This window comes from Streptomyces sp. NPDC046859, assembly GCF_040645135.1.
GTDB lineage: Bacteria > Actinomycetota > Actinomycetes > Streptomycetales > Streptomycetaceae > Streptomyces.
The window spans coordinates 1-20,759 of record NZ_JBEYXR010000020.1; the positions used below are offsets into that span (position 1 = coordinate 1).

Consider the following 20,759-nt stretch of genomic DNA (forward strand, 5'->3'; position numbering starts at 1 on the left):
CCGCCCGCTGGGCATCAGTGACCGACAACGGCGGAATCTTCGGACCCGGACGACTCATACCGAACCAACGACGAATCTCCGACTCAGATCACTAGCCGACCGGGGCCGAATGCGGGCGGCGGGTTCTGGGAGCCGCGCGCACGTGGGAACCATGCGCAGGGGGCGGAGCGCAGGGGGCGGGCCCGATCAGTTGGCCGACGTGTTCCGTGTCATCTCGACTGCCTCGGTGATGGCGCGTTGTCTGAGATCGCCGAAGAGCTGCATCGTGACGGCCGCCAGGACGTCGTCCCCGCCGACAGTCCGACCGTCCCCGCGACGGGTGGACAGGGCGAGGAGGGGGTCCTTGAGCAGCGGGGCCGGGGCGGGCTCGCCCGGCACCACCAGACTGACCGTCCCGAACCGCTTGACCCCGCCCTCGCGGACGACCTTGGCCGCATCCCGGGCCAGGTCCGTCAGGAACACGCTCGCGATTCCGTCCAGGTCGCGGACCATCGCCGGGACCGCCCTCACCCCCCGGCTCCTCAGCAGCCTTCTCACCCCGGCCTCGAACCGGTGGGCGCCGGCCACACCGCTCGGTGTACGCGCCCCGCGGCGCTCACGAAGAGACACGGGCGCGCCGTCGGCGTTGCGCACCTCGCCCATCAGGCCGTGGAAGGTCGGGCTGTGCAGGTACCACTCCGATCCCACTTCCGCCTCGACGTTCCGGTCGATCGCCGAGATGAGGTCCTTGGGGATCAGCCTCTTCCTGGCCTCCTCGGCCGCCGCGCTTCTCGCTCCCTCGATGATCTCCGTCAGCACAGTCCGCGTCACCGACGCGGCGGCCCACGCAGCCGACCGGGAGACGTGCAACGAGGTGACGTCCCTGAACACCGCTTTGACGAGCTGAGACTTGAACGGCAGGTCGGTCACGACGGAAGGGGTCGGCGGATCGTTGCGCTCGATGCGTACGGGTGGTGTGGTCATCGAAAAGTGTGCTTTCTACTGTCGGAGGTGTCAGTGGACCATGCCGTACCGGGCGAGGAGGCCACGGAGCTCCGCGGAGGGCGCCGAGCCGCCACAGGACCTGTCTGAACATGCCCCGCTTCATCGAGACCGAGGCAGCTGTTGCAAGATCTGGCAGTCGGGACCCAGCTCCAGGAGGCACGCCATCACCATCATCACGCATGAGGATCCGATCGGCCGAGGTCCTACCAACTACATGATCCACGCCGACCTGTCGGGCCGTCAGGACGGCTGGCGTGAGCAGTTGTGGACCCGCCAGCTCACTGAGGACACGTTCGAGGTGGCCTGTCTGCCGTTCTTCACCTACGGAATCTGCTACCGCGACGTGGTGACTATCGACAGCAGCCATCTGGTGACCAAGGTCGTGCGCAAGTCCGGGCACCGGACCCTTCGCGTCGCACTCGTCGTGGCACACGCGGACCGAGACCGAGTGCACGAGCTCCTGCACGGCAAGGCCGCCGACGCCGGCCTGCCCCATGAGTGGCTTCAGGGCACCTACCTCGCGGTAGACCTCCCGCCTGGCTCCATGGAGGAGACCTTCGTCGAAGTGCTGGAGCCCCTTGCCCAGGCCGGCACCCTCCACTGGGAGATCGACTCCTGACTCGAAAGATCATGGCGTTGGGAGTTCTTGGAGTGCCCAGCAAGATCTGGGCAGGGAAAGGTTGCAAGGATGCTCGTCTCGTGGACAGCAACGGACCCCGAATCGCGACAGTTCTCCGCGACTGAGCGAAGCTCCGGCATCGCGGCTCTGACCGATCACTTCACCGCACTGTGCTCGGGTGGTCAGGGGTATCTCGAAGTCCGCCTGCCGGGCGGCGAGTTCCCCCTGCTGACCCTGGGCTTCCGAGACGATCGAGCAGTCATCCACCTGATCGACGCTGCTGAGAAGTCGTCCCTACTCGTCGGCGACGGCACGGCCGCAGCGGATCCGGTCGTGCAGGTGCCGATCATGGACGACCTGGCTGTGTTCCATGGCGACTGCGTCATCGCTGTCGATCGGGCGTGGGCCCTCGTTCGTCACTTCATCCAGACCGGGGCGGCCGGCGAGCTGGGTGAGTGGCGCGAGTTGTCATCCCGCGCCACTCACCCCTCCGACGGCTGCCAGTCCCGCTTGAGGAGCCCATACACCCACGAGTCGGACACCACGCCGTTCACGACGCAGTCCTCTCGCAACGTCCCCTCACGGACGAACCCCAGCTTCTCGAGGACCCGGGCCGACGCCTCGTTACGGGTGTCGGCCTCGGCCTGGACGCGGTTCAGGTCCAGGGAGTCGAACGCCCACCGGAGCAGAGCCCGTACGGCCTCCGTCGCGTAACCGTGACCCCACATCGCGTCGCCGAGGACGTAGCCCAGCGAGGCGCTGCGGTACTCCGGGTTCCATTCGGACAGGCCGCACCAGCCGGCGAACGCCCCGTCGGAGAGACGGTCGATGGCCACCCGCGCCCCGGTGCCCTCATCCTCCATCGTCCGGCAGACCGCCAGGAACCGCTGGGCACGGGCCGGGTCGGTCCATGGCGGGGAGTCCCAGTAGCGCAGCACGTGGGAGCTGCTGTGCAGCGCGAAGAGGGAGTCCGCGTCGGCACCGGTGAAGGGGCGCAGCCTCAGGCGCTCGGTGTGCAGGACGGGAGTGGGCAGAGTCATGCGCATCATCTTGTGACCCCAGCGGCGGGCAGGGCAACGAATATCCGACCGGCGGTGGACCGTAGGATCGCACATGCCAGGTGTCCGAAGCTCTGGCCCGGCTCATGCGATGCCACTGATGATTTCGGCTGGCACGTGCGGCATTATCATCGACGCATACGCATCCAGCGGGCCGCGAGGCCGCGGCTGCGCCCGTCGAGGACCCGAGGAGTGGACCGTGATGACCCGTTCCGTGCGCCGGACCCGTCGGACGCTGAGGGTGACCGGCGCGGGCGCCGCCGCCCTGATGGTGCTGAGCGCCTGCTCCTCCGACGATTCCCCCTCGTCGGCGTCCCCCTCGGGCAAGCCGTCCGGTGAGGTGACCGTCTTCGCGGCCGCCTCGCTCAAGGAGAGCTTCGAGGAACTGGGCAGGACGTTCGAGAAGGACCATCCCGGCACGAAGGTCACGTTCAACTTCGGCGGCAGCGACGCCTTGGCCGCGAGCATCACCGGCGGAGCCCCGGCGGACGTGTTCGCCTCGGCCAGCCCCAAGACGATGAAGATCGTCACCGACGCGGGGGACAACAGCGGCGCCCCGACCACCTTCGTGCGCAACCAGCTGGAGATCGCCACACTGCCGGGCAACCCCGACAAGGTCGACTCGCTCAAGGACCTCACCGGCTCGGGCATGAAGGTCGTGCTGTGCGACAAGACGGTGCCGTGCGGTGCCGCCGCGCAGAAGGCCCTCGACGCCGGCAAGCTGAAGCTCACCCCCGTCTCCTGGGAGCAGGACGTCAAGTCCGCCCTCAACAAGGTCGTTCTGAAGGAGGCCGACGCGGCCGTCGTCTACAAGACCGACGTGAAGGCAGCGGGTGACAAAGTGGAGGGCGTGGAGTTCCCCGAGTCCGCAGACGCCGTCAACGACTACCCGATCACCCTGCTCAGGGAGTCCGGGAACCCCGGGACGGCGAAGGCGTTCATCGAGCTCGTGAAGTCCCCCGAGGGCCAGAAGGTGCTGAGCGAGGCAGGGTTCCTCACCCCGTGACCTTGCCCGGGCAACCCCCTGGCGGGTGCGTGCCGTCCCAGGTCAAGGCGGTCGCCCTCGGTACGCTCGTGTGCCCGTCGACGAGTCGGCGGCAACTCTGCCCACAACGCGCCGCGCACCGGACATGCCGCGCGACCATGCCTGACTCTTGCCAGCCCTCCTCGCAGGGGCCAGACAGCTCTGTCTTCTGTCCGGACGGCCACTGGTCCCCACGTCGGCCTGGGTTTCGCAGCCGTCATCGCCGGAGGCTGGTCGTGCACGACAGCGACTTGATCACGAAGTCCAAGGAGTACAGGTTCGCCCTTGCCCCGGCGCTCGCCGCCCTTGCCGGGCTCGTGCGCGGACGCCGGGACAAGGGGGGAGCGGCTGTCGGCTCGGATGCCCGAGGCAGGACCGACCCAGTCGGGTCTATAATGGACAAGTCTGTCTAGAGAAAGGTGGGCGCCATGGCTGCCAGGACCTCGACCCGCGAGTCCGCGCGTGAGCGTCTCCTCACGGCGGCCGACGAGCTCTTCTACGGCGAAGGCGTGCAGACCGTCGGCATCGACCGGGTGATCGAGCACGCCGGTGTGGCCAAGGCGTCCCTGTACAACACCTTCGGAAGCAAGGAAGGCCTGGTCTGCGCCTACCTGGAGCTCCGGTTCGAGCGCCGGAAGGACCACATCACCCGCACGCTGACGCGTTTCCGCACTCCGCGCGAGCAACTGCTCGGCGTCTTCGACGCACTCGGTGAAGCGTTCACCGAGCCGGGATACAACGGCTGCTCTTTCGCCCGGGCCACCTCCGAGGCGGCCGAGGACAGCGCTGCCCGTAAGATCGCCGACAGTTACCGCGCCTGGCTGCGCAGCCTCTTCACCGAACTGGCCGCAGCCGCCGGGTACGCCGACCCCGACACCATCGCCAGGCAGGTCCTCCTGCTGTACGACGGTGCCGGGCAGTCCGCGAAGATGGACCGCGACCCTTCCGCCGCCACGACCGCCCGCGCCGCCGCGGCCGTCCTGCTGGACGCGTCGCCGCTCGCGCCCGCCGTTCCCGCCCAGTAGCCCCTCCCCACAGGGACCAAGAGACAGGTCAGTTCGTCGCCTCGCCGTCACCGGTGGGAGCCGAACAGCGCCTCCGCGACGAGCGGGCCCCGCACCGTCGAAGCGACTCAGTCCCGCGTCTCCCCGTCGAGGTCCGCCAGCCCGTCCTCCCAGCGCTGTCGACGCTCGTCGTCGGACTGTTCCCACCACGGGGTGCCCCGTTCCCCGAGCGCGACCTTGGCCCGCTGCACGCGGGCCCGTGCCTCCCCTTCTGCCTTCGCATCGCTCGCCGTCGTCGCCGAGCGCACGGCGCGGCGGGCGGACATGAGGTGACGCCGCAGGCGTGCGCCGATGTCGTCGGGGAGGGACGGGTCGGTGGCCCGCCATCTTCTTCCGTCGATGACGACGAAGTGCCCGTCGGGGGTCGTCTCCGGTGGTTCACGTGTGCTCATGTGGCCGATTCCGGTCCGGTGCGCCGCTCGGGCCGGCCTCAGCAGCGGACGCCTGGTCCCCCTGCCGGCCGTCACCCTGCGCACCCCTCTTACGCCGTGCGGTGGCCACCGCACCGAGCAGTGCCCCGACCGCCACGATGGCGAGTCCGCGCAGCCACACCGCGCCCTCGATCTGCGTGGCCAGCAGGACGCACGACGCGATGCCCAGCACCGGCAGGACCGTCGGGGTGCGGAAGTGGTCGGCCTCGCCCTCGTCGCGGCGCAGGACGAGGACAGCCGTGTTGACCATGAGGAAGACGATCAGCAGGAGCAGGACCAGGGTCGACGCCAGGGTGGCGACGTTTCCGGTGAGGGCGAGCAGCATCGCCAGCACGGTGGTGACCGCGATCGCGGCCCACGGGGTCCGGCGGCCGGGCAGCACCTTGGTCAGCGCGGAGGGGAGGAGGCCGTCCTTCGCCATGCCGTAGGTGAGGCGGGACGACATGATGCCGGTCAGCAGCGCGCCGTTGGCGACGGCGACGAGCGCGATGGCACTGAACAGACGTTCGGGGACGCCGCCGGCCTCCTTGACGACCTCCAGCAGCGGACCGCTCGACTCGGCCAGCCGTGTGGTGGGGACCGCCGCGGAGGCGGCCAGGCCCACCAGCACGTAGACGGCACCGGCGGTGGCGAGGGCACCGAACAGGGCGCGGGGGTAGGAGCGCCGCGGGTTGCGGGTCTCCTCGGCGACGTTCACCGAGGTCTCGAACCCGACGAAGGAGTAGTAGGCCAGCACGGACCCGCTCAGTACGGCCGCCGCGGCGCCCTTCTCGGCCGTGCCCAGCTGGGTGAGACGGCCGACGTCGCCGTCACCGCGCAGCAGCAGCCATGCGCCGAGGACGATGATGACCATCAGTCCGCCCACCTCGATGAGGGTGGCGACGACGTTGGCGCGGGTGGACTCCTTGATGCCGCGTGCGTTGATCAGGGCGAGGAGGGCCAGGAACAGGACGGCCACCAGGCCCACGGGCAGCGTCACGAAGGCCGAGAGGTACTCGCCGCCGAAGCCCCGGGCGAGGGCGGCTACGGAGACCACGCCGGCGGCCAGCATGCAGAAGCCCGCGACGAATCCGGCGAACGGCCCGAAGGCGCGGGTCGTGTAGTGGGAGGCTCCGCCCGCCCTCGGATACTTCGTCGCGAGCTCGGCGTAGGAGGCGGCGGTCAGCAGGGCCAGCAGCAGGGCGACGACGAGCGGCACCCAGACCGCTCCCCCGGCGTCGGCGGCGACCTGCCCGATCAGGACGTACACCCCGGCGCCGAGGACGTCGCCCAGGATGAAGAAGTAGAGCAGCGGGGTGGTCAGGGCGCGCTTGAGCGCCGTGCCCTCCTGGGTTCCTCCGGGTGCCGCCGTGTCCGTCCCCGCCCGCGCCGAGGTGCTGTTTCCGACTCTTCTTGCCATACCGCCTCGTGTCCCCCGTAAGGCGAGATACACGCTCGCCGCTCCGGAGGACACAAGGACGCGATTCGATTACGACGCCGCACCTTCTGCCTGCCCGGCCGTACCCTCCCCGGTCCAGGCGCGCTCCAGCAGGATGCCGAAGGGGGCGGGTTCCCGTCCGATCAGCTCGGCGAGGGTCGGGTCCACGGCGGTGAACTCGCCGCCTCGCGCCGCCGCGAAGATGCTCAGCAGCAGGTCGGCGAGGGAGGGCGTGGCTCCATGCGCCAGCATCTGCTCGCGGAAGGCGTCGTCGGGGACGTCGGTCCGGGTGAACGGCCGTCCGGTGACCCGGGCCGCGATCTCGGCGACCTCGGCGAAGTCGAGCGCCGCCGTGCCGGTGAGGGGCGGGGTGGGCCCTTCGAAGCGGCCCTCCTCGGTGAGAATCGCGGCGGTGGCCTCGGCGAGGTCGTCGTGGCCGGTCCAGGTGACCGGGCCGTCGGCGGGGAGGGCGATGTCGCCGGTGTGGCGGGCGGCCTCCAGGAACTGCAGGGCGCTGGACGCGTAGAAGCCGTTGCGCAGAGCCGTCCAGGGCAGGCCGGTGGCGCGCAGCAGGTCCTCGGTGCGGGCGTGGTCGCGGCAGGGCTGGAAGCGGGAGTCGTGGGCGGCGCCCATCTGGCTGGTGTAGAGGATGCGGCCGACGCCGGCCTTCACGGCGGCGTCGATGGCGGTGCGGTGGCCGGCGACGCACTCCTCGCCCGCCCGGTCGAGGGAGACGAGGAGCAGTTGCTCGGCGCCCTCGAAGGCGTGCACGAGCGAGGCGGGGTCGTCGAAGCTGCCCTGCCGGACGCGGACCCCACGGTCGGCGAAGTCCTGGGCCTTGCGGGGGTCGCGCACACTGACGCCCACGCGGCCGGCGGGGACGCCCTCCAGGAGGCGTTCGACGACGCGGCGGCCGAGCTTTCCGGTGGCTCCGGTGACGATGATCATGGCCTTCTCCCAGACGTGTTTCCAGTGGAATCACTTTGACGCTAACACCGGAATATCAGTGGAAGCAACTTGCCGATATCATCGATTCATGACTACCCGCGACACCACCGACAGCCCGCGCCGCCGCATCGTCGAGGCCGCCGTCGAGCTCCTGGAGACCGGCGGGCCGGACGCGGTGAGCACCCGCGCGGTCGCCTCCGCCGCGGGGATGCAGCCGCCGGCGATCTACCGCCTCTTCGGGGACAAGGAGGGGCTCCTCGAGGCCGTCGCGGAGCACGGGTACGCGCAGTTCCTGGAGAGCAAGCGCGCGCTGCTGGACCCCGAGCCGGAGGACGCGGTGGAGGATCTGCGCCGGGCGTGGGACACGGTCGTGGAGTTCGGGATCTCCCGTCCGGAACTGTTCGGCGTGATGACCCGGGCGACCGGGCGCGGGGCGGACCTGGCGCACCGCGCCGGCCTGGCCATGCTCTACGGCCGGGTGCGCCGGCTGGCGGCCGCGGGGTGGCTGCGGGTCGACGAGGAACTGGCCGCCCAGATCATCCAGGCCACCGGCCGGGGAGCGGTCACCACCTGGCACTCCACGCCGGCGGAACGCCGCACGCCCGCCCTCCTGACCGCGCTGCGCGAGGCCACGGTCGCCGCCGTCACCCGCGCCGAGCCGACGGTCCCCGCGGCGGAGAGCGGCCCCGCCGCGGCGGCGCGCGCCCTGCGCGCCGCACTTCCGGACGAGGCCGATGTCCTGAGCGACGCCGAGCAGCGACTGCTGCGCGAGTGGCTGACCCGGCTGGCAGCGGACGGCGGCGCTCCGCGGGCATGACCGGGGGTCGGCGGCGTGCCGGCCTCAGATCGGCTCGCCCTCGGGCAGAGCGCGCGGAGCGCCCTCGCCGCGAGTGACGGGTTCGGCGAGGTACCCGTACAGGCCGATCCCGTCCCGGTCGGACGCGTGCTGTGGGAGTTCTTCACGGCGGAGGCCGCCGCCGGGGCGACGGACCGGCGGGAACGCGTCGTGGGGCGGTCATCGTTCGGCTGAACGATGACCGCCCCACGGTCGGTTCCTTCCGGCTCCGGCGTGTCAGCGGGACGGGACGCCGGCCGGTGCCGCCGGCTCGCCCGGTGCCGCCGCCACCCGGTCCCCGGCGGTGGCAGTCGCCGGGTTCGCCGCTGTCGCGGTGTCCGGTGCGGAGGGTGCGGACGCTGCGGGGGTCACGTTGAGTTCCGCGAGCATCGTCTTGGTGAAGCCGAAGTAGTACGTGGCGAGGAAGCCGCCGAGGTAGCCGACGATCAGGCCGCCCGCGTAGACGGCGACGGTCTGGCCAAGTCCGTGGTCGCCGTCGAGCAGCGGGAAGAGCGCCCAGCCCGACGGGCCGATCGCGGTGGAGCCGACGTCGGTGCCCAGCTGGTTGAACAGCCCGATGAACGCGCCGCCGAGGGCGCCGCCGGTGCAGGCGGTGATGAAGGGGCGGCCCAGCGGCAGCGACACGCCGTAGATCAGCGGCTCGCCCACCCCGAGGAAGCCCGGCCACAGGGCCGACTTGATGGTCCGGCGGATGGAGGTGTTGCGGTGCAGGCGGAAGTAGACGGCGATCGCGGCACCGACCTGGCCCGCGCCGGCCATCGCGAGGATGGGGAGCAGCACGGTGTAGCCCTGCTGCTCGATGAGGGTCGTGTGGATCGGGATGAGCGCCTGGTGCAGGCCGAGCATGACCAGCGGCAGGAACAGGCCGCCGAGGATCAGACCGGCTCCGGCGCCGCCGTGCGAGAGCAGCCAGTTCGCGGCCTCACCGATCTTCGTGGAGACCTCACCGGCGAGGAACATCAGCCCGAAGAGGGTGACGAGACCGGACACCAGCACGGTGATGGTGGGCGTGACGAGGACGTCGATGGAGACGGGGACCCAGCGGCGGCACCACTTCTCGATCCGCACGGCGAGCCATGCCGCGCCGAGGGCGCCCAGGACGCCGCCCTGGCCCGGGGAGAGGTGCTGGCCGAACGCCTCCACGTTGGCGACGCCCGCGTAGACGATGATCGCGGCGACGGCGCCGCCGAGGATCGGTGTGCCACCGAACTCCTGCGCCGTGTTGTAGCCGACGAACACGGCGATCAGCGCCATGAACCCGGAGGCCGTCGCGGCCAGCGCGGGGGTGATGCCGGGCAGCCAGCCGAGGTTGACGAGCAGGCCGTTCAGTCCGGCGATGATGCCGCAGCCGATGAGCGCGGGGATCAGCGGCACGAAGATGTTCGCGATGCGCCGCAGCAGCAGCTTGAAGGGGGTGGCGTTGCGGGCTTTGCGCTGGGCCCGCAGGGCGGCGCCCTGGGCGGCGAGGTCCTCGGCGGTCACGGCCTCGGGAGCCGGGCCGCCCGCGGGGGCCGCCGCCTGCGGAGCGGCGGCGCGCTCCTCCTCGACGAGGGTCTCGAACTCGGGGGTGACGCGGGCGACGGTGCCCGGGCCGAGCACGATCTGGTAGGTGTCGTCCTCGACGACGCCCATCACCGAGGGCAGCGCCGTGAGCTGTTCCTCCTGCACGAGGGTCCGGTCGTGCAGGCCCAGCCGGAGCCGGGTCATGCAGTGGGCCACCGACGCCACGTTCCGTGCTCCTCCGACGAGGGGCAGGATGGCGGCCGCGGTGTCGCGGTACTTGTTCTCGTTCGCCATGAGATCGGCCTTGCTGTGAGTAAGGGCTGGTGCGTCAGGCGGCCGCGGTTTCCAGGGCGCTGCGCAGGTGTCCGTGGGCGTTGCGGAGAAGTCGCTCGGCGGTCGGCGCGTCGACGCCGCCGAGCAGGAGGAGGATCGCGTTCTTGACGTCGCCGCCGGTGGCGGCGAGCGCGGCGGAGACGGCCTCGTCGGAGGCGTCGGTGGCGAGGCCCACGATCCGGTGGGCGCGCGCCCGCAGCTTCTCGTTGGAGGCGCGCAGGTCGACCATCAGGTTCCCGTAGGTCTTGCCGAGCCTGATCATGGTGATGGTGGAGAACATGTTGAGCACCAGCTTCTGCGCGGTGCCCGCCTTGAGCCGGGTCGAGCCGGTCAGGATCTCCGGTCCGACGACGACCTCGATGCCGTGGTCGGCGGCCGCCGCGAGCGCGCTGTCGGCGTTGCAGGACAGTCCGACGGTGAGGGCGCCGAGGGAGCGGGCGTGGCGGACGGCCTCGACGGCGTACGGGGTGCGGCCTGAGGCGGAGATGCCCACCACCACGTCGTCGGCGGTCAGCTTCAGCGCATCGAGGTCCTGACGGGCGCCCTCTTCGGAGTCCTCGGCGCCCTCGACAGCGGTGACCATGGCGGAGGGGCCACCCGCGATGAGGCCGACCACCTGGGAGGGGTCGGTGCTGAAGGTGGGCGGGCACTCGGAGGCGTCCAGGACACCGAGCCGCCCGGCGGTGCCCGCTCCGGCGTAGACGAGCCGTCCGCCACGGGCCATCCGCTCGGCCATGCCGTCGATCGCGGCGGCGATCTCGGGGAGCCGGTCCGCGACCGCCGCGCTGACGGTGGCGTCCTCCGCGTTCATGTGGCGGGCGATGTCCAGCGTGGTGCGGCGGTCGATGTCCGCCAATTCGGGCCGGTGCGCCTCCGTGGCCAGGGTGGCCAGTTGGTCACGCAGCAGGGCGTCACCGCCGGCGTCTTGGGTGGACATGAGCGTTCACGGCTCCTGTGGTTCGGGCGTTTCAGGGGCTTGGGCGATGTCGGCGCACTTCCGTCACACGGGACGGGAACCGGTTCGGCTGCCCTGTGTGACAGGAGAGACAGCGGTCGAAACTTTCTTTCACTGCGCTCCGATGACATGAAACATATTTTCAGCCCGGAGGTGCGTCAAGACCTCTTGGGCGATCCACAGGGCGCCCAGCGTGCGCGCCGCCGTGGTTCGATGCCCGCAGGTGTATCCCTCGGACTGCCAGGGCGTGCCGCAGCACAGGCCCCCGCGTCCGGCACAGCGACGGGCACGTGCGCCCCTTCACACAGGCGCAGGAACGCATGCGCCGCTCCCCCGGCCCCGCCCCCGTCCTCCTCGGGGGCGAAGAGGCTGCCGACGCACGCGCCGAAGAAGGCCTCCGCCTGCTGCCGCCGAGCGGACGGACCACCGCGTTCACTCCGAAGTCGGCGGACCCTTCGGGACTCACGAGACGCGTGCAACTGATCGAGGACGGAGCGCCGCTGACCTGGGGTGGCGGGGCCCTTGCGGATGCCCGTCAAGCCGGGCGGGTGCGTCAGGCGGGGTGTTCCACCGCGGCTGGCCAGACCCCCCGTTCAGCGAGGTGAAGCACGAGGCCCGCGATGTTCCAGGCGTCGTCCTCGCCCCGGTGGTGACGGCCTTCGAGCCGCCGCCCGGCGATCTTCAGGGCCTGTGCCATGCCGGGGCGTTTGCGCAGACCATACGCCTCGGTGAAGACAGCCTTGGCGTTGGTGTGACGGCGGCCGAAAGGGTAGGGCGTCCGCGTGGCCTGACACTGCCGTGTGAACTGGTGGCGGTCGTAGTCGCCCCAACTGACCCACGGCCGGGCGCCCGCGCGGTGCTCGGCCGCCAGTAGCCGGCACGCCTCGGCGAAAGTGACCCCCTGATCGACCTCCTGCTGAGTGAGGCCGGTCAGCTCGGTGCAGAACTCGCTGACCGTGGACCGGGCGGGCCTCACCAGGATCCGGTGCCGGGCGAGGCGCTCACCGGCGTCCGGGTCGATGACGGTCAACCCGATCTCGATGATCTCGCTGACCTCGCCACGTGGCTGGGAACCAGCCCAACACGTCGCTTCGACGTCCACGACGTTGACGAGGCCCTCCGCCCAGGTGCTGTCCATGGCAGGCAGCGTATGGAGGCGCAACGGGCTGGAGCACGTCATTTTCGACGCTGCCCTGACACTGACCCGCCCTGCGCCGCCCTCAGGCAGAAATCCCGCATGGCCGCGCCGAGTGGCGCCGGATCAACGGTCGGGAGCGTGCCGCCGCCGTTCGGGCGGTGCGAGGATGTGCCGATGGGGATCAGCGACAGCGAGGGCGTCCACTACCTGCGGTTCCAATCGCCGCATCGCAACGACCGAGGTCGGTTCACCGGGGTCTTCGGGCTCGTGAACAATCTGGCGCGGGAGGGCAGGCTGTCGGAGGAGCAGGATGCCTTCCGGCGTCGCAACAACCGTTGGTACGACGCCGCGTACACCGACCCCTCGACCGTCGACACCAGCGTCTACGACGACAACGTGAATCCTGGCGCCGCGGCGTGGTTCAAGCCGTCGGCCACGCATCTCCTCGCTCGCGTTCCCGGCTACCTGGAGATCCTGTCCGCGCACGGCGTCGACTGTCAGGTTCTGCGGTCCGCCGCTCCGGGACGGGTCGTCTACGAGGACGACGTGCAGATCGTGGTGGTGCCGTACGCGCGGACTGCGCAGGACAACGCCACTGAGGCCGCCCGGAGTTGACCCCGGGTCCTCCGCCCGGCGGCCCTCAGTCGAGCGCGTGCGCGCGGCACGTCCGCAGGATCTCGTCGGACAGGGCGGGCTCGACGTCGCGTACGGCGCGGGCGAGCACCATCGCGCCGACGAGCCGGCTGAGCAGCAGCACCGCCTGGTCGCGGGCCTCCTGCGGAGCGAGGTCCCCGTCGTGCTCGCGGGCGAGTTCCGCGGCGAAGCCGGTCAGGTAGCCCTCCACGCCTGCGGCGTACGAGCGCTGGATGGCCTCGTCGTGGCGTCCGGCGTCGATCACCAGGGAAGCGGACGGGCAGCCGCCGTCCTGGGCGTCCCGGTGCCCGGCCGAGAGGTAGTCGTCCACCATCCGTCGCAGCGCTGAGCCGGCGGGAGCGTCCCCGTCCTCGACGGCCTGCGCCAACACGCCCAGCGACGTCGCGAACGAGGCGTTGCACACCTCGGCGGCCAGCTCGTCCTTGGACGCGAAGTGGTTGTAGAAGCCGCCGTGCGTCAGGCCCGCTTCCTTCATGAGGTCGGCGATCCCGACGGCGTCGATGCCCTGCGCGCGGAACATGCGCCCGGCCGCCTCCACGATGTTCTGCCGATTCCTGGCCTTCTCTTCCTTGGTGATCCGCGGCATGTCCGCCCTCCCTCGCCGACTGTGTTTGACCTTTTCAAGGTTACCTCTCATCATTGTTTTGATGATGCTCGTCATCAAAAGGGCTGGAGGAGCCATGCGCACCCTCGTGCACACCCGCCAAGGCGACCCCGCACAGGTACTCACGCTGAGGGAGGACCCCGATCCGCCGCCCCGTCCCGGCGCCGGGCAGGTCCTCGTCCGCCTGCTGGTCCGGCCCGTCCATCCGGGCGATCTGATCGGCGTGGAGGGCCTGCCGGGGCTGCCGGAGCAGCGGCGGCCGGAGGTCCGCACTCCCGGCGTGGAGGGCATGGGCGTCGTCGAGAGCGTCGGGCCGGACGTGCGGGCGCTGCGGCCCGGTCAACGGGTCGCGGTCTTCCCGGCACCGGGCACCTGGGCCGACCTCGTCGTCGTCGCGGCCGAGCGCGCCGTTCCGGTACCGGACGGCGTCAGTGACGAGACCGCCGCCCTGATGCTGGTCAACCCGCTGACGCTGCTCATGCTGTACCGGGCGGTGGAGAACGCCCTGCGGCAGCGCAAGGGGCCCGTCCTCCAGACGGCAGCCGGTTCGTCCATCGGCCGGCTCGTCAGCGCGGCCGCCGTCCGGCACGACCTGCCGTTGGTCAACCTCGTGCGCAGCGCGTCCGGCGCCCGGACGATGCGGAGCCTGTACCCCACGCTGCCCGTGATCACGACCAGCGACGGGGACTGGCGGGAGCAGGTCCGTCGCCTGACCGGCGGCCAGGACGTCCAGGTCGTCCTCGACTGCGTCGGCGGCGCCATGACCCAGGACCTCGTCGCACTGCTCGCCGACGGCGGCACCCTGATCACCTACGGCCGACTCGGCCCCGGCACCACGACCCTGGAGCAACTGCCCCTCGGCCAGCGGGGACTGACGATCCGGGGCGTGACGGTGTGGCACTGGACCCATCGCACCCCGGAGGAGCGCGCCCAGGACATCGCCTTCGCCCTGGAGCTGGCGCAGAGCACGCCGGAGCTGTTCGAGGTGGCGGCCCGCTACGACCTCGCCGACTTCAAGGCGGCCGTCGAGCACGCCCGTCGCCCGGGCAAACGCGGGACCGTCCTGCTCACCTCGCCGCGATCGGCCGGCACCGGGCAGGAGGCCGTCCGATGAGGATCGGCATGCTCGGAGCCGGAACGATCGCGCAGGCCATCGCGCGGCACGCGATCCGGCTCGGTCACGAGGTCGTGCTCAGCAACAGCCGGGGGCCCGACACTCTGGCGCCCCTGGTCGAGGACCTCGGCCCACTCGCGTCAGCAGCGACGCCCGCGGAGGCCGCCGCAGCGGATCTCGTCGTCCTCGCCGTCGGCTGGCCGCAGGTCCGGGACGTCGCCGCCCGGCTCCCCCGTCTGGACGGGACCGTCGTCATCGACGCCACCAACCAGTTCGCGTCCCCTCCCCCGCAGCCGCGGATCGCCGACCTGGGCGATCTCACCGGGAGCGAGTACGTGGCCACCCTGCTCCCGGGCGCCCGCGTGGTGAAGGCCTTCAACTCCCTCTTCGCGCAGTACATCGCGCCCGACCCCCGCCATGAGGCCGGGCGGCAGGTGCTGTTCCTCGCCGGCGACGACGCCGACGCCAAGAACACCGTGATCGGCCTGACGTCCGCGTTCGGCTTCGCCCCCGTCGACCTCGGAAGCCTGCGCGAGGGAGGACGTCTCATCCAGCTCGGCGGCCCCCTGTCCAGCCTCCATGTCCTCAAGCAGGACTGAACCCACCCCTCCTGCTCGTCCACGCGCCCTCCTCGCGTCCGCGAGGAGCGCCTCACCTCACGGAAGAGACCCTCATGTCCGACCAGACCACGGCACCCGACACCCAGCCCCTCCTGCGCCCCGTCCGGCTGGGCGCGCTCGAACTGCCCAACCGGGTCGTCATGGCCCCCATGACCCGCGCCCGCGCCGCCAACGCCGAACTGGCCCCCACCGATCTGCACGCCACGTACTACGCACAGCGCGCAAGCGCGGGTCTGATCATCAGTGAGGGGACCTGGGTCAGCCCTGACGCGATCGGCTTCATCCACGTCCCCGGCATCTACACCGACGAACAGACCGCCGGCTGGGCCGGGGTCACCGAGTCCGTGCACGCGGCGGGAGGCAGGATCGTCTCCCAGGTCGGGCACCTCGGTGCCGTCTCGCACCCGGACCACCACGGCGGCCGCCTCCCCGCCGGCCCGTCGGCGGTCAACCCCGAGGAGATGTCCTTCACCCCGGACGGCCCGAAGGACACCGTCACACCCCGGGCCCTGACCGGCGCCGAGATCGCGGACACCATCCTCAGCTACCGGCAGGCAGCCGCCAACGCCCTGCGCGCCGGGTTCGACGGCCTGGAGATCCACGCGCAGGGCTCCCACCTCGTGGCCCAGTTCCTCAACCCCCGGCTCAACCGGCGCACCGACGCCTACGGCGGCACCAGTGAGAAGCGCGCCCAGTTCCTCCTCGACGTCGTGGACGCCGTCAGCGACGTGTGGGGCGGCGAGCGTGTCGGGGTCAAGCTCTCCCCGTACTGGAACGGCGGACCGGCCTTCACCGCGGACGCCGAAGTGCTGGCCGACTACGACCTGCTGCTGAAGCGCCTCGGCGACAGCGACCTGGCCTATCTCCACCTCGTCGGCCCAACGCCCGACGCGGGCACCGACGACACGTTCACGGCGTTCACCCGCTTCCGCAGCCACTACCGCGGCGCCGTCATCGCCAACCTCGGCTTCACGCAGGCCACCGGGAACGAACTGCTCGAACGGCAGCTCGCTGACGCGGTGTCGTTCGGCGCGCCCTTCATCGCCAATCCCGACCTCGTCGGCCGCTTCGCCCACGGCCACCCCCTTGCCGACGGCGACCGCGACACGTACTACGCCGGTGGAGTGAAGGGCTACACGGACTACCCCACGGTGGCCGGCTCCTAGAACGGGCACGACCGTTCGCACGAGGAGATGCGAGAAGGCGGGAGCTCCGAGGCAATGAAGTCGGCGTTCTGGGCACCCGCCATTCCATGGCGTGACGCAAGGCCGTGACGACGGGACAGAGGAGTGGCGTGCGGATGAGCAACCTCACGGGATGGGAACAGGCGCTGGAGCGGGTCGGCGGGCGGCTGTGGGAGCGGTGGTTCCCCAAGGAGCCGGTCGAGCTGGTGGCGGCGCTGCGGCGCGAGTGCGACCGTCACGCGGTCGTGTGCAGCGAGAGCCGGGTCGTGGTCCCCAACGCCTACGACGTGGAGCTCGCCGAGCACGTCCAGGCCGAACTCGGCGGCCAGTGCGCCCGCGTGGGGCAGGTCCTCACCGACAAGCTGGCCCAGTACGGCGCACGCCGCGGCTACGAGTGGGCGGGCCCTCTGGCCGTGCACGTGACCACGTCCCCCGACGTCCCCAACGACCGCTACCGGGTGACGAGCAAGGCGATGGCGCACGTGAGCGCCGTCGGCTTTCCCTCCGTCAGCGGCTGACGCACTGCTCGGTCCATCGCCTCGTGCCGGGCTCGGGGCCGCGGTGGTGGCTCCGGTGACCTGCGGCCGGGACGTGGCGCAGCCGGGCGAGGTCCCCGTCGTCGGTGGGAGGTCCACCCGGTACAGGGGACCCAGGGCCGCGGCCGCCCGCAGACCTCGGAAGAGAGCAGGGTGCGGCGCGGGAGGCCGGGCGGCGGTGCGGTACGTCGTCCCCTTCACCGGACAGGGCACCGGACCGGGGCACTCAAGGACCCCGCCGGCCCAGCACCGTGCGGGACCCTCCGCCTCTCCCCGCCTCGTCGCCGAGCGACCGGTGCGGGATGCGTATGCTCCCGGGCATGCGATTCTTCCGACGCGGCCGAAGTGACGCCGAGCGTATGAAGGGGACTCCGGTCTCCGAGGCCAAAGCACTCTACGAGGCCGGGCGTTACGCCGAAGCGGAGGCCGAGGCCCGCGCCGTGGCCCGGTCGCGGCCGCGCGAGGACGAGTACACGGCCGTGGCGCTGAACATCGCCGCGCTCGCGACAGGCGCCCAAGGCCGGCACGCCGAAGCACTCGCCACCTACGACGAGGCACTGCCCGTCTTCAGCGGGTTGTTCGGGGCGGATCACTGGCTGACTCTCAAACTGCGCTCGGACCGCGCCCAGCAGATGGTCTCGCTCGATCGGTACGCCGAGTGCGAGGCGGAGTGCGCGGCGGTCGCCGAGGCGGCGGCGCGCGGCACCGGCCCCGACATGGCCCTCCTGGCCTCGGCCGCCCGCAACGGACTGGTCTTCGCGCTCAACGCGCAGGGTCGCCACAAGGAGGCCGAGACGCACGCCCGCGAGGCCCTGGCCGCCCACGCCGCACGGGACCGGGCGGCCCTGGTCCTGCGGCTCGGGCTGGCGCGCAGCCTCAATGGCCAGGCCCGCCACGAAGAGGCCCTCGCCGTGGCCCAGAGCGCCGACGAGCTGTACCACGTGCTGCCCGCGGACCAGCGTCACCCGGACACTGGCGCCGTGGAACTGGCCATCGGCAACGCCCTGTTGGGGCTGGGGCGCACCTCCGACGCCCGCCGCCGGGCCGCGGTCGCCCACGACGCCTGTCTGGCGTCCTTCGGTCCGGCGCACCGCCGCACCGTCGAGGCCGCGACGCTGCTCGGGCGCATCGACGCCGCCCAGCCGTAGGCGCGGCACCGCCGGGGATCACGCGCGCGGCCGCCGGGCGCGGCGGCGCACCCGGGCTTCCCTCCTGTGGGCGCCATGGCGCCCCCTGCGCGCGTGTCGGATTGCCCGGCGCGGCCAAAGCACCCAACGTCAGGAGCAGAATCGGAAAAAAGGGACACAAAACAGGAAGCAGGACGCCTACATGCCCGCCAGTGAGAGCGAGAACCCGGCAATCCCCTCCCCCACCCCGAAGCCCACCACCCGGCCCCGGACGAACCAGGACTGGTGGCCGAACCAGCTCGATCTCCAGGTCCTCCATCAGCACTCGCCGCGTTCGAATCCGATGGACCCCGACTTCGACTACGCCGAGGAGTTCGCCTCCCTCGACGTCGAGGAGCTGAAGCGGGACGTGTTCGCGGTGATGACGACGTCGCAGGACTGGTGGCCGGCCGACTACGGGCACTACGGTCCGCTCTTCATCCGGATGAGCTGGCACTCGGCGGGCACGTACCGGATCGCGGACGGCCGGGGCGGCGGCGGCATGGGAGCGCAGCGGTTCGCCCCGCTGAACAGCTGGCCGGACAACGTGAGCCTGGACAAGGCGCGCCGCCTGCTGTGGCCGGTCAAGCAGAAGTACGGGAAGAAGATCTCCTGGGCCGACCTCCTGGTGTTCGCCGGGAACTGCGCCATGGAGTCCATGGGGTTCAGGACGTACGGGTTCGCCTTCGGGCGGGAGGACGTGTGGGAGCCGGAGGAGATCTTCTGGGGCCCGGAGGACACCTGGCTCGGCGACGAGCGCTACAGCGGGGACCGCGAGCTCACCGGTCCGTTCGGCGCCGTCCAGATGGGGCTGATCTACGTCAACCCGGAGGGCCCCAACGGCACCCCCGACCCGATGGCCGCCGCCCGGGACATCCGTGAGACGTTCAGGCGGATGGCGATGAACGACGAGGAGACGGTCGCGCTCATCGCGGGCGGTCACACGTTCGGCAAGTGTCACGGCGCGGTCGACCCGAGCTACATCGGTCCGGAGCCCGAGGGTGCCCCCATCGAGCAGCAGGGCCTGGGATGGCGGAACACCTACGGCACGGGCAAGGGCTCGGACGCGCTCACCAGCGGTCTCGAGGGAGCGTGGACGTACGAGCCGACCAAGTGGGACAACGGCTTCTTCGACAACCTCTTCCGCTATGACTGGGAGCTGACGACGAGCCCGGCCGGCGCCCACCAGTGGACGCCCACCGACCCGGCCGCCCGGGACACGGTGCCTGACGCCCACGACCCGTCGAAGCGGCACGCGCCCATCATGCTGACGACGGACCTCGCGCTGAAGCTGGACCCGGTCTACGGGCCGATCTCCAAGCGCTTCCACGAGAACCCGGAGGAGTTCGCGCTCGCCTTCGCCAAGGCGTGGTTCAAACTGCTGCACCGCGACATGGGTCCCCGCTCGCGCTACCTCGGTCCCTGGATCCCCGAGCCGCAGCTGTGGCAGGACCCGGTGCCCGACGTCGACCACGACCTGGTCGGGGAGGCGGACATCGCCGCCCTCAAGCGCACCGTCCTCGACTCGGGCCTGTCCGTCTCCCAGCTCGTGACCACCGCCTGGGCCTCGGCCGCCAGCTTCCGCGGCACCGACAAGCGCGGCGGCGCCAACGGAGCACGCATCCGGCTCGCGCCGCAGAAGGACTGGGAGCTCAACGACGTCCCCGAGATCACCGAGACCGTCCGCAGGCTCGAGCAGATCCAGCAGGACTTCAACAGCTCACAGACCGGCGGCACACGGATCTCCCTCGCCGATCTCATCGTCCTGGGCGGCGCCGCCGCCATCGAGAAGGCCGCGGCCGACGCCGGGCACGACCTCACCGTCCCCTTCGCGCCGGGGCGTATGGACGCCACACAGGAACAGACGGACGTGAACGCCTTCGACGTCCTGGAACCCGCGGCCGACGGGTTCCGCAACTACCTGCGAGCCGGGGAGAAGCTCTCCCCGGAGACTCTTCTTCTGGACCGCGCGAACCTGCTCACCCTCACCGCCCCGGAAATGACCGTCCTGATCGGCGGCATGCGCGCCCTGACCACCGGATTCAAGGGCGCCCGGCACGGCGTCCTCACGGAACGGCTCGGGACGCTGACCAACGACTTCTTCGTGAACCTCCTCGACATGGGCACGGAGTGGGCCACGTCCACCTCGGCGGAGAACGTCTACGAGGGCCGCGACCGCGTGACGGGCGACGTCAAGTGGACCGCGACGGCCGCCGACCTCGTGTTCGGCTCGCACTCCCAACTGCGCGCCCTCTGCGAGGTGTACGCCTCCCGGGACGCCGACGCGAAGTTCGTCCGTGACTTCACGTCCGCGTGGGACAAGGTGATGAACCTCGACCGGTACGACCTTCACCGCTGACGGGCGCCCTCGTCGACGTCGGCCTGCCGCACGCACCGTACGGCAGGCCGACCCGAAGAGGGGGCGAACACCGCCACGAGGCCACCTTCGCCGAGACCGGCTTGTACGACGCCGACACCCGGCACCCACGCGCCGCCGCCCTCGTCGGCGGTGGCTTCTTCATGTGCCTCGGTGACGAACGCGGCAGTCGTG

At 71.1% G+C, this 20,759-nt stretch carries 21 protein-coding genes; 12 read left to right on the top strand and 9 right to left on the bottom strand.

Features of this window, described 5'->3' with window-relative positions; translation table 11 throughout:
• Positions 1 to 186: 186 nt before the first annotated feature.
• Positions 187 to 963: a hypothetical protein gene (locus ABZ899_RS26130; protein ID WP_361350494.1), complete on the bottom strand. Its 777-nt coding sequence runs from the start codon at positions 961 to 963 to the stop codon at positions 187 to 189.
• Positions 964 to 1,198: 235 nt separating this feature from the next.
• Here ABZ899_RS26130 and ABZ899_RS26135 point away from each other — a divergent pair, with 235 nt between their 5' ends.
• Positions 1,199 to 1,603 (top strand): DUF4265 domain-containing protein, encoded by a 405-nt coding sequence (locus ABZ899_RS26135; protein WP_361350496.1) that lies wholly within the window; start codon positions 1,199 to 1,201, stop codon positions 1,601 to 1,603.
• A gap of 482 nt (positions 1,604 to 2,085) precedes the next feature.
• Here the strand turns inward: ABZ899_RS26135 and ABZ899_RS26140 are convergent, their stop codons facing one another.
• Entirely contained in the window at positions 2,086 to 2,643 is a 558-nt protein-coding gene (locus tag ABZ899_RS26140) for a GNAT family protein (protein ID WP_361350498.1), read from the bottom strand.
• Positions 2,644 to 2,863: 220 nt separating this feature from the next.
• Here ABZ899_RS26140 and modA point away from each other — a divergent pair, with 220 nt between their 5' ends.
• Together modA and ABZ899_RS26150 are read left to right on the top strand one after the other, a co-directional pair.
• The gene (gene modA / locus ABZ899_RS26145) at positions 2,864 to 3,667 is read left to right on the top strand and encodes a molybdate ABC transporter substrate-binding protein (protein WP_361350500.1); all 804 of its coding nucleotides are present in this window, start codon (positions 2,864 to 2,866) and stop codon (positions 3,665 to 3,667) included.
• 446 nt (positions 3,668 to 4,113) lie between these two features.
• The gene (locus ABZ899_RS26150) at positions 4,114 to 4,710 is read left to right on the top strand and encodes a TetR/AcrR family transcriptional regulator (RefSeq protein ID WP_361350502.1); all 597 of its coding nucleotides are present in this window, start codon (positions 4,114 to 4,116) and stop codon (positions 4,708 to 4,710) included.
• A 107-nt stretch (positions 4,711 to 4,817) separates the two neighbouring features.
• On the opposite strand, the gene ABZ899_RS26155 is transcribed toward ABZ899_RS26150, so the two are convergent.
• From ABZ899_RS26155 to ABZ899_RS26165, 3 genes are all read right to left on the bottom strand, one after another.
• Positions 4,818 to 5,141, bottom strand: a complete 324-nt coding sequence (locus ABZ899_RS26155; RefSeq protein ID WP_361350504.1) for a hypothetical protein — start codon at positions 5,139 to 5,141, stop codon at positions 4,818 to 4,820.
• Positions 5,128 to 6,579 carry an APC family permease gene (locus ABZ899_RS26160; protein ID WP_361350506.1) on the bottom strand — a complete coding sequence of 484 codons (1,452 nt, stop codon included), beginning with the start codon at positions 6,577 to 6,579 and terminating at the stop codon, positions 5,128 to 5,130. The genes ABZ899_RS26155 and ABZ899_RS26160 overlap by 14 nt, the downstream gene beginning before the upstream one ends.
• A gap of 69 nt (positions 6,580 to 6,648) precedes the next feature.
• Positions 6,649 to 7,545, bottom strand: coding sequence for an SDR family oxidoreductase (locus tag ABZ899_RS26165; RefSeq protein WP_361350508.1), 897 nt, complete (start codon positions 7,543 to 7,545; stop codon positions 6,649 to 6,651).
• Positions 7,546 to 7,633: 88 nt separating this feature from the next.
• Between ABZ899_RS26165 and ABZ899_RS26170 the strand changes: the two genes are divergently transcribed.
• Both ABZ899_RS26170 and ABZ899_RS26175 read left to right on the top strand, forming a co-directional pair.
• Positions 7,634 to 8,362, top strand: coding sequence for a TetR/AcrR family transcriptional regulator (locus ABZ899_RS26170; RefSeq protein WP_361350510.1), 729 nt, complete (start codon positions 7,634 to 7,636; stop codon positions 8,360 to 8,362).
• Between the two features lie 15 nt (positions 8,363 to 8,377).
• Entirely contained in the window at positions 8,378 to 8,575 is a 198-nt protein-coding gene (locus tag ABZ899_RS26175) for a hypothetical protein (protein WP_361350511.1), read from the top strand.
• 42 nt (positions 8,576 to 8,617) lie between these two features.
• On the opposite strand, the gene ABZ899_RS26180 is transcribed toward ABZ899_RS26175, so the two are convergent.
• From ABZ899_RS26180 to ABZ899_RS26190, 3 genes are all read right to left on the bottom strand, one after another.
• Complete coding sequence (locus ABZ899_RS26180) at positions 8,618 to 10,198, bottom strand: PTS transporter subunit EIIC (RefSeq protein ID WP_361350513.1); 1,581 nt, start codon at positions 10,196 to 10,198, stop codon at positions 8,618 to 8,620.
• Positions 10,199 to 10,232: 34 nt separating this feature from the next.
• On the bottom strand, positions 10,233 to 11,174 hold the full coding sequence (murQ, locus tag ABZ899_RS26185) for an N-acetylmuramic acid 6-phosphate etherase (protein WP_361350515.1): 942 nt from the start codon (positions 11,172 to 11,174) through the stop codon (positions 10,233 to 10,235).
• Positions 11,175 to 11,745: 571 nt separating this feature from the next.
• Positions 11,746 to 12,330 (bottom strand): 3'-5' exonuclease, encoded by a 585-nt coding sequence (locus ABZ899_RS26190; protein WP_361350516.1) that lies wholly within the window; start codon positions 12,328 to 12,330, stop codon positions 11,746 to 11,748.
• A gap of 174 nt (positions 12,331 to 12,504) precedes the next feature.
• Between ABZ899_RS26190 and ABZ899_RS26195 the strand changes: the two genes are divergently transcribed.
• Positions 12,505 to 12,945, top strand: coding sequence for a hypothetical protein (locus tag ABZ899_RS26195; RefSeq protein WP_361350518.1), 441 nt, complete (start codon positions 12,505 to 12,507; stop codon positions 12,943 to 12,945).
• 25 nt (positions 12,946 to 12,970) lie between these two features.
• Here ABZ899_RS26195 and ABZ899_RS26200 read toward each other — a convergent pair whose 3' ends face one another.
• A complete protein-coding gene (locus ABZ899_RS26200; protein WP_361350520.1) occupies positions 12,971 to 13,570 on the bottom strand; it encodes a TetR/AcrR family transcriptional regulator in 600 nt (199 codons plus the stop codon).
• Between the two features lie 94 nt (positions 13,571 to 13,664).
• Here ABZ899_RS26200 and ABZ899_RS26205 point away from each other — a divergent pair, with 94 nt between their 5' ends.
• The 6 genes from ABZ899_RS26205 to katG all read left to right on the top strand — a co-directional run bounded on the left by ABZ899_RS26205 (position 13,665) and on the right by katG (position 20,567).
• Positions 13,665 to 14,702 (top strand): zinc-binding dehydrogenase, encoded by a 1,038-nt coding sequence (locus ABZ899_RS26205; protein ID WP_361350522.1) that lies wholly within the window; start codon positions 13,665 to 13,667, stop codon positions 14,700 to 14,702.
• A complete protein-coding gene (locus tag ABZ899_RS26210; RefSeq protein WP_361350524.1) occupies positions 14,699 to 15,301 on the top strand; it encodes an NAD(P)-binding domain-containing protein in 603 nt (200 codons plus the stop codon). The genes ABZ899_RS26205 and ABZ899_RS26210 overlap by 4 nt, the downstream gene beginning before the upstream one ends.
• Positions 15,302 to 15,375: 74 nt before the next feature.
• Positions 15,376 to 16,488, top strand: a complete 1,113-nt coding sequence (locus tag ABZ899_RS26215) for an alkene reductase (protein ID WP_361350526.1) — start codon at positions 15,376 to 15,378, stop codon at positions 16,486 to 16,488.
• A gap of 134 nt (positions 16,489 to 16,622) precedes the next feature.
• Positions 16,623 to 17,024, top strand: a complete 402-nt coding sequence (locus ABZ899_RS26220; protein WP_361350528.1) for a DUF3662 domain-containing protein — start codon at positions 16,623 to 16,625, stop codon at positions 17,022 to 17,024.
• Between the two features lie 377 nt (positions 17,025 to 17,401).
• Positions 17,402 to 18,190, top strand: a complete 789-nt coding sequence (locus ABZ899_RS26225; protein ID WP_361350529.1) for a tetratricopeptide repeat protein — start codon at positions 17,402 to 17,404, stop codon at positions 18,188 to 18,190.
• 181 nt (positions 18,191 to 18,371) lie between these two features.
• Positions 18,372 to 20,567 (top strand): catalase/peroxidase HPI, encoded by a 2,196-nt coding sequence (gene katG, locus ABZ899_RS26230; RefSeq protein ID WP_361350531.1) that lies wholly within the window; start codon positions 18,372 to 18,374, stop codon positions 20,565 to 20,567.
• The last annotated feature ends 192 nt before the right edge of the window (positions 20,568 to 20,759 follow it).